The organism is Segeticoccus sp., from assembly GCF_035708005.1.
On sequence record NZ_DASSTI010000165.1, the window covers coordinates 1 to 10,151 of the forward strand.

The 10,151-nt window shown below is 71.5% G+C and carries 9 protein-coding genes and 3 tRNA genes; 7 read left to right on the forward strand and 5 right to left on the reverse strand.

The features are described from left to right. The coding region (locus VFL99_RS15735; RefSeq protein WP_325107303.1) for a M48 family metalloprotease at positions 1-909 on the reverse strand (909 nt) is incomplete at its 3' end. Positions 910-1,138: 229 nt separating this feature from the next. Between VFL99_RS15735 and VFL99_RS15740 the strand changes: the two genes are divergently transcribed. Then, positions 1,139-2,401 carry an MFS transporter gene (locus VFL99_RS15740; RefSeq protein ID WP_325107304.1) on the forward strand — a complete coding sequence of 421 codons (1,263 nt, stop codon included), beginning with the start codon at positions 1,139-1,141 and terminating at the stop codon, positions 2,399-2,401. Here the strand turns inward: VFL99_RS15740 and mgrA are convergent. After that, positions 2,388-3,416: an L-glyceraldehyde 3-phosphate reductase gene (mgrA, locus tag VFL99_RS15745; protein ID WP_325107305.1), complete on the reverse strand. Its 1,029-nt coding sequence runs from the start codon at positions 3,414-3,416 to the stop codon at positions 2,388-2,390. The genes VFL99_RS15740 and mgrA overlap by 14 nt on opposite strands. Positions 3,417-3,468: 52 nt before the next feature. Between mgrA and VFL99_RS15750 the strand changes: the two genes are divergently transcribed. Further along, a complete protein-coding gene (locus VFL99_RS15750) occupies positions 3,469-4,527 on the forward strand; it encodes a hypothetical protein (RefSeq protein WP_325107306.1) in 1,059 nt (352 codons plus the stop codon). After that, positions 4,517-5,581: a hypothetical protein gene (locus VFL99_RS15755; RefSeq protein ID WP_325107307.1), complete on the forward strand. Its 1,065-nt coding sequence runs from the start codon at positions 4,517-4,519 to the stop codon at positions 5,579-5,581. Before VFL99_RS15750 ends, VFL99_RS15755 begins: the two co-directional genes overlap by 11 nt. A 17-nt stretch (positions 5,582-5,598) precedes the next feature. On the opposite strand, the gene VFL99_RS15760 is transcribed toward VFL99_RS15755, so the two are convergent. Together VFL99_RS15760 and VFL99_RS15765 are read right to left on the reverse strand one after the other, a co-directional pair. Beyond that, complete coding sequence (locus VFL99_RS15760; RefSeq protein WP_325107308.1) at positions 5,599-6,903, reverse strand: MFS transporter; 1,305 nt, start codon at positions 6,901-6,903, stop codon at positions 5,599-5,601. Then, the gene (locus VFL99_RS15765; protein ID WP_325107309.1) at positions 6,900-7,514 is read right to left on the reverse strand and encodes an ArsR/SmtB family transcription factor; all 615 of its coding nucleotides are present in this window, start codon (positions 7,512-7,514) and stop codon (positions 6,900-6,902) included. The genes VFL99_RS15760 and VFL99_RS15765 overlap by 4 nt, the downstream gene beginning before the upstream one ends. A 203-nt stretch (positions 7,515-7,717) precedes the next feature. Between VFL99_RS15765 and VFL99_RS15770 the strand changes: the two genes are divergently transcribed. The 4 genes from VFL99_RS15770 (at position 7,718) to VFL99_RS15785 (ending at position 9,164) form a co-directional block, all read left to right on the forward strand. Then, positions 7,718-8,740, forward strand: coding sequence for a PHP domain-containing protein (locus VFL99_RS15770; protein WP_325107310.1), 1,023 nt, complete (start codon positions 7,718-7,720; stop codon positions 8,738-8,740). Between the two features lie 126 nt (positions 8,741-8,866). Then, positions 8,867-8,939: transfer RNA gene (locus VFL99_RS15775), tRNA-Glu, on the forward strand. 29 nt (positions 8,940-8,968) lie between these two features. Then, positions 8,969-9,042: transfer RNA gene (locus tag VFL99_RS15780), tRNA-Asp, on the forward strand. A 45-nt stretch (positions 9,043-9,087) separates the two neighbouring features. Next, positions 9,088-9,164 (forward strand) — tRNA-Phe (locus VFL99_RS15785). Between the two features lie 93 nt (positions 9,165-9,257). On the opposite strand, the gene VFL99_RS15790 is transcribed toward VFL99_RS15785, so the two are convergent. Then, positions 9,258-10,151 (reverse strand): tyrosine-type recombinase/integrase (locus VFL99_RS15790; RefSeq protein ID WP_325107311.1); only part of this gene is annotated, 894 nt, incomplete at its 5' end.

Genomic DNA, 10,151 nt, shown 5'->3' on the forward strand with positions numbered 1-10,151 from the left:
CGGATGCGTGCCGTCGAAGATTCCGTCGTCGAACTGCACCTGGTGGGAGAACTCGTGGGCGAGGACGGCCCGCGGCCCCATGTCGCCGAGGCCGACGGCGTCGAGGGCCTGCAGCATCCCGTCGCCGATCACGATCTTCGGGGGGGTAACTCCGTCGGGGCCGGGCTGCGCCGGCGCGGACGAGGCATTGAGGGTCAGCAGCGGGCTGCCGTCCAGTCCGGCCTGCTGCACCAGCTGGCTGAGCAAAGTGGCCAGACCGACGACGTGGGGATCCTGCGGTGTGGATCCCACCAGCACGGCGACCACCCGCGCCACCTTCTCGGGGTGGTCGAAGAAGTCGCCGTGCATCGCGACGAGCTGGACGTCCGCGGTGTTGACGTCCCAGAAGCGCTTGAGGTCCCGCATCTCGTGGGTCAGCTCGGTGGTGCGACCGCCGTCCGCCCCGAAGTACTGCGGTGTGGTGTCCGTCTCGAAGTAGAGGGCATACAGGGCGGGAAGGTCCAGCACTCCCTGTTCGGCCAGGAAGGCCGCGACGACACCGTTGGTGACCGCGGCCTGCTGTTGCTGGACGTAATCGGTCAGCGCCGTGGCCGCACAGGTCCCCGACGACGACGCGGCGAGCGCCTGGTCGCGCACTGCGCGCCAGGACGAGTCGCCGAGCTGTGCCCGGGCCGCGGCCACGCTGGCCTGCCACCCGTCCGGCAGTGCCGCCCGGAGGGCGTCGAGGTCGGCCTGGAGCTGGGCGTCCGAGCCGGTCGGCGTGGACGACCCGGACTGCGCCTGGACGGTGACCGGGAGGGTGGCCGAGGCAGGGGTCACCGGGGCAGCAGCGAGGGCAGGGGCACCGGTGCCGACGGCGCAGGCAACGGCTGTCGCCATCCCGACGGCCCAGCGGGCGGACTTCTTCATGCGAGCAAACTCCGTGGGGCAGGGCCGACCCACGTCGTCACGCACGGGTGTCCCGGGGGCAGGGATCGGCGGTGTGGCACAAGTCTGACCGGCCGGCGACGGGTGCGACCATCCACCGAACGGCTGAAACGCAGGTCACACCTGCGGGACCGGTAAACTGGAGTCGTTCAAGGGCTGCGGCGCGTCTGTTGGGTGGGAAGACGCGCACTGAAACGAACCCGGAGACTCCTTGTCACCCCTCGCGTCCTACCGACGGCTGTTCGCGCTGTCCGGCCTCGGCTTCGTCGTCGTGGCTTTCCTCGGCCGGCTGCCGTTGGCGATGAGCCAGCTGGGCACTCTGCTCCTGGTCGCCGGTTCGACCGGAAGCTACGGCGCCGGCGGGGTGTCGGCCGGTGCGCTCGCCGTCGCCAACGCCGTCGGCGCCCCGGTCGCCGGCTCGCTGGCCGACCGGTTCGGGCAGCGGCGCGTGGTCCTCGCGCAGTCCCTCGGCAGCGCCGCGGCCCTCGTGGCGCTGGTCACCCTGGCCCTGCACGGCGTTGACTGGCCGCTGCAGGCCGTGGGCGCCGCTGTCGCCGGGCTGCTCATGCCACAGGTCGGCCCGCTCGCCCGCGTCCGCTGGCGCCCCATGATGCGCGGGATGGCCGACCACCGGCGCCTGGTCGACCTTGCCTTCTCCTACGAGGGTTCCGCGGACGAGGCGTCCTTCGTCCTCGGCCCGGCGCTGGTCGGCCTCGTCGCCACGGTGCTCGCACCGGCTCCCGCGCTCCTCACCGCGGCGGTGCTGCTGGCGGTGTTCGGCACGCTGTTCGCGGTGCATCCAAGCGCCCTGTTGACACGCCGGTCCGGACGCGGCGCGACAACAGGGGCGGGCCGGCTGTTCACCGGCGCCTTCGTCGCGCTCTGCTTCGCCCAGCTCTCGGTGGGCATGATCTTCGGCTCGGTGCAGACCGGCACGTCGGTTCTCGCCACCAGCGCGGGAGTACCCGGCCTGACCGGACTGCTGCACGCCCTGCTCGGCGTGGGCAGTGTCGTCGCGGGCCTCTGCATGGCCATGGTCCCGGACCGCATTGCCTACGAAACCCGTTGGCGTGCCTTCGCGTTGGGGCAGGCACTCCTCGCGCTTCCCTTGCTGCTCGTCCAGGGGCTGGGGTCCCTCTCAGCCACGCTGCTCGTGCTGGGCTTCAGCATCGCGCCCTACATGATCACCGTGTTCACCCTCGGCGAGCGGATCACTCCGCCGGGGCGCACCGGCGCGGCCATGACCGCACTTGCGGCGACGACCGGCACCGGCTACGCCCTCGGCTCGAGCATCGCCGGACGCCTGGCCGACTGGGGCGGCCACACCCCCGCCTTCGCCGTGACGGTCACCGCCGGCATCTTCGCGACGTTGCTCGCGGGATCGGCCGCGGGCCGCGTGCAGTCGGCGCGCCTGCGCCGGGCTCCCGCGGCACCCGCACCACGGGAGCCCGAGCTCGCGCTCACTCCTCGGTGACCGACGCCCACAGGTTGATGCCCGACTCCACGGCGTCCTTGTCGATCGCCTCCAGCTCCTCCTCGGTGAACGACGGGTTCTGCAGCGCGGCGACGTTGTTCTCCAGCTGCTTCACCGACGAGACGCCGAGCACGGTGGAGGTCACGCGCGCATCGCGCAGGGCCCAGGCGATCGCCATCTGCGCCAGCGACTGACCCCGCTGCCGGGCGACCTCGTTGAGGGCGCGCACGTGCTTCAGGATCGACTCGTCCAGGTGCTCGGGCAGCAGCGACTTGTCCTGCGCCGCGCGTGAGTCCTCGGGAATCCCGTTGAGGTAGCGGTCGGTCAGCAGCCCCTGCGCCAGCGGACTGAAGACGATGCACCCCATGCCCTGCTGCTCGAGCTCCTCGAGGAGGCCCTGCTCGATCCAGCGGTTGAGCATCGAGTAGGACGGCTGGTGGATCAGCAGCGGCGTCCCGAGGTCCCGCGCGATGGTGGCCGCCTCGCGGGTCTTCGCAGCCGAGTAGGAGGAGATCCCGGCATACATCGCCTTGCCGGACCGCACGGCCTGGTCGAGGGCCATCATGGTCTCCTCGACGGGCGTGTCCTTGTCGAACCGGTGCGAGTAGAAGATGTCGACGTAGTCCAGCCCCAGCCGCGCCAAGGAGTCGTCGAGCGAGCTGAGCAGGTACTTGCGGGAGCCGCCCTCGCCGTACGGACCGGGCCACATGTCCCAGCCGGCCTTGGTGGAGATGACCAGCTCGTTGCGGTAGCGCGCGAAGTCCTCGCGCAGGAAGTGCCCGAAGTGCCGCTCCGCCTCGCCGTACGGCGGGCCGTAGTTGTTCGCCAGGTCGAAGTGGGTGATGCCGAGGTCGAACGCCCGTCGCAGGATGTCCTGCTGGGTGTCCATCGGCTTGTCCTCGCCGAAGTTGTGCCACAGCCCGAGCGAGATCGCCGGGAGCTGCAATCCGCTGCGCCCACAGCGGCGGTAGGTCATGGAGTCGTACCGGTCACCAGCTGCCTCGTATGCCGTCATGGCGGTCAGTCTTCCAACCTCCTGCCGTTGCCCGCGCACCTACCCTGAGGAGATGCAGGGTCACCGCGATGACGCGGAGGTCACCGGGAGTGGCTACCGGCGCCCGTGGGTCCTGTATGCCGTCGCCGCGCTCCTCGTCGTGGCGGTGGCCGTCGGTGTGGCGGTCAAGTTCGGGCACCCCGGGCCCGCGGCGCCCGTGGCCGCTCCGAGCCCGTCCGTGTCGTCGTCGTCCCATCCCGTGGCGTCGCACCGCCCGGCGCCGCCGTTCGACCGTTTGTCGGCCGAGCCGCCGCCGCTGGTGGGCGACGGCTGGCTTCCCACGGACCGGAATCGCTCCGTCCAGGGGCAGAACGCCGGGGCCAGCTGCGACCACGAGGTGCCGGGACTCCTGCTGCGTGACTCGACGGCGAGCGAGACGCAGTCGCGCACGGTGTGCTCGCCCGGAGTCGCTCCGTCGAGCATCGTCGTGCGGGACGTGCCCGGCGGCTTCCTGGGGCACCGCAGCGCGGTGCTCACCTACCCGGTGGCGCCGCCGCTCGAGGGGGCCGGCCCCGCCCGGACCCACGACGGCCTGCGCGGCTGGTGGTTCGACGGTGGCGTCGCGTGGCGCGTGGGCGGGCAGGATGCCCTCGTGCGCGGCGACCTTCCTCAGCGCACGCTGGCCCGGCTCGCCCTCGCCTTCCGCCTGGACTCCTACGGCGGTCTGGAGCTCGATCGCGTGGCCGGCACAGCGGTGAGCCACCAGGCGCTCTACGACGGGGTCGCCGACCGCACCGCGCTGTACCCCGCGTGGGCGGTCGGGCTGCGGCAGCGGCTCGGTCGCGCCACGGTGTTCACCCGTGTGACGTCCGGGTCCGAGGTCGAGGACCGGATCCTCCGGGCCGGTGCCCAGCCGGTGGGAACGGTGCACGGTCACCCTGCTGTGGTTTCGCGCTGGTCGGACCACTACGTGGTGCTGGCCTGGGAGCTCGAGCCCGGGATCACCGCCCTCGTCGGCTACCGCACGCCCGGCACCGTCACGGTGACCGCGCCGGCGGGGGTGCTGCACGCGGTGGCGGCCCGCACGGTCGTGGTCGGATTCGACCGCTGGGAGCTCGGCAATGCCCCATGAGGAGGAGGATGACGTCGAGGTCACCGGTGGCGGCTACCGGCGACCGTGGGGCCTGTATGCCGTCGTCGCCCTTCTCGTCGTGGCCCTCGCCCTCGGAGGAGTCGCCTCGTGGATGGCCCGTGGCGGAGGCGGCTCCGTGGCCACCGCGACGCACCCGGCGTCGGCGACGCCAACCACCCCGTCGCGGACTCCGCAGCGCGGCTCGACCCCCTCGCCGGCACCGTCCGGCGCGTCACTGTCGCCGGGGCAGCGGCACGGCTCGGGCCGGCCGACCTGCGACGTCAGCGTGCCCGCCCTGGCCTTTCGGGGCGTGGACCGCCGCGCCGGATCGGGCCTGAACCGTTGGGACTGCAACGCGGTGCCGGACGGACCGTGGGCGTGGGTGCTGCGCGATGCGAGCAGCGGCACCCTCGGTCACGACGGCGCGGTGGTGACGTTTCCGGTGGATCCTTCCGGCACGGACCTGGCCCTTCCCGGAGACCGGCATCACCTCGCCTGGACCTCCCCCCGCGAGGTGCTCGTGCGGGTGGGCGACCAGTACGCGCGGGTGTGCGGGGACCTCGGGCGGGCCCGGTTGGCAGCGCTCGCCGCACGGTTGCGCCTCGGTGAGGACGACTACCTCCACCTCTCCGCACCGCCCGGGATGACGATCGTGGGCGGCGGCATCGACTGGTACCGCCCGCCGTTGACCCGCGAGATTCGCTACGCCGCCGAACAGGTCGGGGAGGAGGAGACCTTCGGTGGCGGGCTCGTCTACGCGGCAGTGCAGGACGGCGCGCAGTTCGAGGACGAGCTCTACGCGGCCACGGACGACCACCCGGCCGGCCGCGTGCACGGCCACCCGGCGGTGTTCTCCCCGGTTGGCGGTGGCAGCCTCACGCTCGCCTGGCAGCCGAGGCCGGGCATCGTGGCACTGGTCGGCTACAGCGGCGGGCTGCCCGACCGGGCGGTGAGACAGGCCCTGCACCGGCTCGCCGACCGGTTGCAGCTGCTGCCCGCCTCGGCGTGGCCGACCCGGGTGGCGAGCGTGTACGACACGTGGTCCGACGGCTGAGCGGCCAACCCGTCTCGTCAGCGCTGAGGAGTGGACTCGACGGGCGCCGGCGGCGGCGGACTGACGCGTGAGCCAGTGGGGTCCCGGCGACGGTCCATGTCCTTCCACTGCGGCAGGAACCCGGGCACCGTGGTCGCCAGGAAGTATGCCGCGCCGCCAACCAACAGCGCTGGCGCCAAACCGATTCCGGCGATGGCGAACCCGGCCAGCACGCCACCGACCGGCATCCCGCCCCAGGCCAGCGCCTCGCTCAACGCGAGCACCCGGCCGAGCAGCTCCTGGGGTGTGCGATCGATGTAGATGGCCCCCAGGATCGGGTTGATGAACCCGGCGCCGAACCCGCCCGCGGCCAGGACGACGAGCAGCACCCACATCGGGGAGTCGAACGCCATGGCGACGAAGCGCGGCGCACCGCAGATGGTGAAGCCGAGGAGGTAGACGAGCCGGCGCGGCAACCGCTCGCCGACCCCGGCCGCCAGGAGCGCGCCGACGGTGGCGGTGAGCCCGAACGCCGAACCCGCCAGGCCGAGCTCGGTCGGGCCGTAGCCGTGGCTCTTGACCCACACCGGGAGCAGGACCGACATGAAGGCGACGTCGAGCAGGTTGGTGATGCAGATCATCACCGTGATACCCCGCATCAGCGGCTCGCGGGCCAGGAACTGCCACCCGGAGTGAAGCCGCTGCCAGTAGGTGCGTTCCCCCTCGGCGCCGGAGTCCGCAGCGCGGCGGTGGGCCGGGACGAACAGCCCGATCAGACCGGCACAGACGGCGAACGAGAACGCGTCCAGCAGCAGTGCGTTCGCGGAACCGATCGCCGCGATGACCACGCCCGCGACGGCCGGGCCGATGATCGTCGCGGTCCGGTCGGTGCTGCTCTCGAGCCCGGTGACCCGCTCGACCGGCGCCCCTGCGGAGGCCGCGATGTCGGGCACGAGGGTGCCCTTCGCGGTGTCGGCAGGGCCCCGCGCCGCGCCGGCAACGGCGACCAGGGCCAGGAGCACCGGAAAGCTCAGCAGGCCGAACCAGTGCAACAGCGGGACGAGGCCGACCAGCCCGGTGCTCGCCAGGTCACCGAGGACGCTGACCCGCCGCGGGCCGACCCGGTCGATGAGCGGTCCGCCGAGGGCCTTCATCACCACCAGCGGGGTCATCTCGAAGACCGTCACGATGCCGGTCTTGGTCGCTGAACCGGTCGTGGTGAGGACGAACCAGGGGATCGCAATGGCGCTGATCCGGGTGCCGCTGATGGAGACGACGTTGGCGACGAGGAACGCCACCAAGGGCCGCTTGGAACGCACGGGCACGTCGATGGCCGTGCTCATCTCCCCTCCTGGGGGAACGCCTGCAGTTGCACGACGACGCGGCGGGCCCCCTCGGGCTGGGGGTCATCCTCGTCGGTGCGGTAGCGGTCGAGGACCTCCCGGATCTGCTCGAGCATCTCCTTCAGCTGCGCGGCGGTGAGGTGGAACGCGAAGTCCGACAGGTCGACCGCGGCGCGCCAGTCCTCGGACATGGTGGGCATCTGCTCGATGGCGAGTGCCATGTTCTGCGCGTGGCCCTGCGCCACGCTGCCGAGGAAGGCGCTCGCGAGCTCCGGCTCGCTCTCGAACAGCTTCTCGTCGAAGTAGGTGCTGCGGTGCGCCGCCTTCCACCACCGCTCCCGGGCGTTGCCGCGCTCGGCGTCCTCCACCACGAGCCCGGCCTCGGCCAGCTGGCGCAGGTGGTAGCTCGTGGCGCCGGAGTTGACGCCGAGCCGCTCGGCGAGGGCGGTGGCGGTGGACGGGCCGTACTGCCGTAGCAGCGCCAGCAGCTTGCTGCGCAGCGGGTGCGCCAGGGCCCGCAGCACCCCACCGTCGACGACGACGTCCCGCTGCGGGTCCGGGTGCCACGAGTGCCGAGGTGCCTCGGCCGGCGGGGGCGACTGATCCGTCATACCGACGACGATAGAACCGCACAGAACTCTTTGCAATGATTTCTTTGCAATCTCACCAACGACCTGGTCCGTGGCGTGTCGGCGCCGGATCGGGCCCCGAAACGCCACAGACGAGGTCGTCGGTCGCCTTTCGAGCCGGTATGCCGTGCCTCGAGTCGCCGCGAACGGCCCACCCTGCGAACGGCTCCGGTAGCGTCCGCGACATGGCGATCGAACCGGTGGACGCGCTGCGGCGGATCGCGTTCCTGCTCGAGCGGACCCGTGCGCAGACCTATCGCGTCAAGGCGTTCCGCTCGGCGGCGAGCACTGTGCTCTCGACCGACCGGGCCGAACTGCAGCAGCGGGCGGCCGCCGGCACGCTCAAGGAGCTGCCGGGCATCGGCAAGTCGACCGAAGCGGTGGTGCGGGACGCGCTGGCCGGCGAGATCCCGGCATACCTGACCAAGCTCGAGCGGGAGGCGGCCGCGCCGCTCGCGCCGGGCGGGGAGGAGGTGCGTGCGGCGCTCAAGGGGGACCTGCACTGCCATTCCGACTGGTCCGACGGCGGGTCACCCATCGAGGAGATGGTGGCCACGGCGATGGAGATCGGGCACGACTACGTCGCGCTGACCGACCACTCCCCCCGGCTGAAGGTCGCGCGCGGTCTCTCCGCGGAGCGGCTCACCCAGCAGCTCGGCGTGATCGACGCGGTGAACGCCCACCTCGGCGACGGGTTCCGGCTGCTGAAGGGCATCGAGGTCGACATCCTCGACGACGGCGGGCTCGACCAGAGCGAGGAGATGCTGGGCCGGCTCGACGTCCGGGTGGCCTCGGTGCACTCCAAGCTGTCGATGGCGGCCCCGGCCATGACGCGCCGGATGGTGGGCGCGGTGCGCAACCGGCGCACGAACGTGCTCGGGCACTGCACCGGGCAGCTGGTCACCGGCGAGCGCGGGGTGCGCCGGCGCAGCACCTTCGACGCCGAGCAGGTGTTCCGGGCGTGCGCGGAGCACGACGTCGCCGTCGAGATCAACTCCCGGCCCGAGCGGTCCGACCCGCCGGACCACCTCATCGAGCTGGCGCTGAAGCTGGGCTGCCTGTTCTCCATCGACAGCGACGCCCACGCGCCGGGCCAGCTGGACTTCCAGGAGTACGGCTGCGAGCGGGCCCGGCGACTCGGCGTGCCGATCGAGCGCATCGTCAACACGTGGCCCCTCGAGCGGCTCCTGACCTGGGCCAACCCGTGACGTGGACCGCCGCGGATGGCCACTTTGGAGATTGCGTGAGCCGTCCCGTATGCTTTCCGACGTCCTCGACGGATCCGAGCTGCTGCACGCTTGGCGGCGAGGGACCGCACGAGCGGCGTCTCACCGGTCCCCATCGTCTAGCGGCCTAGGACCCCGCCCTTTCACGGCGGTAGCACGGGTTCGAATCCCGTTGGGGATACGCAAGAAGCAGGCCTTGAGCCGAATCAAGGCCCCGTAGCGCAGTTGGTTAGCGCGCCGCCCTGTCACGGCGGAGGTCGCGGGTTCGAGTCCCGTCGGGGTCGCTCACTTGTGCCGGTCCAGCGGACCGGCACAAGTCGCACCACCGAGGCCAGGTAGCTCAGTTGGTACGAGCGTCCGACTGAAAATCGGAAGGTCGGCGGTTCGACCCCGCCCCTGGCCACCAGCAAACCCGCAGGTCAGCACCGGTACACCGGCAGCCGACCTGTTTGTGTACCGGCGATTTGCTAACACTTTTGCTAACAGCAGGTCCCACCGCTCAGCCCTCCATCACCTTGGCGAACACCTGTGCTACCTCCGACGCCTGGTCCTCCAGGACGTGGGCATAGACCCGTAGCGTGATGGCCGGGTCTGCGTGCCCCAGCCGACTGGCAACCACATGCGCCGGTACGCCCGCCCTCAGCAGAAGGGTGGCGTGCACGTGGCGCAGGTCGTGCAGGCGCATGGGCGGCAGCTCCGGCCGCCCCTTCTCCTTGGCCTCCTGGTTGTGCTGGCGCACGAGCTTGGCCATGAGCGCCGTGACCGTGTCCGGGAACAGCGGTGCGCCGATCTCCATGCGGAAGACCCAGTCGCCGGTCACCCAGGAGCCACCGGCACGCTCCTCGTCAGCCTGCTGTCGCTCGAGATGCTGGCCGAGGATCTCGGCTGTGCCGGCGTCGATACTGACCACCCGCTCGCGGCCACCCTTGGTGGTGCCCTCCACCCGCTTCCCGTCGACGATGCCGACCGACCCTCGGATTCGCACGGTCCGCGCCTCGAGGACTACATCGTTCCAGGTCAGGTTGAGCAGCTCGCCGCGTCGCGCGCCCGTGTAGGCCGCCAGACGGTAGAAGGCGGAGAGCCGGTGTTCCGAGGCCGTCACGAGGAACGAGCGCAGCTGCTCCGCCGACCACACGTCACGCCGCTTCACCGACCCTTGCTTGCGGGGTCGCTTCGCGCGCTCGGCGGGGTTACTGCCGAGAATCTGGTCCGAGACCACGGCATCGTGGAACGCCTTCCGCAAGACAGCGTGCACGTACTCCACCGTCCGGACCGACAAGGGCCTCCCGTCACGCCCACCGCTGGCCAGCAGGGTGCGGTAGAGCGTGCTCAACGTCGCCGGGCGGATGGCCTGCAGACGTTGGCGCCCGATGTGGGGAAGGACGTATGCCCG

Bases quoted from the DNA above. Each gene is read 5' to 3' on its own strand.
- VFL99_RS15750 (WP_325107306.1), top strand. From the start codon at position 3,469: ATGCAGGGTCACCGCGATGACGCGGAGGTCACCGGGAGTGGCTACCGG.
- VFL99_RS15770 (WP_325107310.1), top strand. From the start codon at position 7,718: ATGGCGATCGAACCGGTGGACGCGCTGCGGCGGATCGCGTTCCTGCTC.
- VFL99_RS15765 (WP_325107309.1), bottom strand. From the start codon at position 7,514: ATGACGGATCAGTCGCCCCCGCCGGCCGAGGCACCTCGGCACTCGTGG.
- mgrA (WP_325107305.1), bottom strand. From the start codon at position 3,416: ATGACGGCATACGAGGCAGCTGGTGACCGGTACGACTCCATGACCTAC.
- VFL99_RS15755 (WP_325107307.1), top strand. From the start codon at position 4,517: ATGCCCCATGAGGAGGAGGATGACGTCGAGGTCACCGGTGGCGGCTAC.
- VFL99_RS15760 (WP_325107308.1), bottom strand. From the start codon at position 6,903: ATGAGCACGGCCATCGACGTGCCCGTGCGTTCCAAGCGGCCCTTGGTG.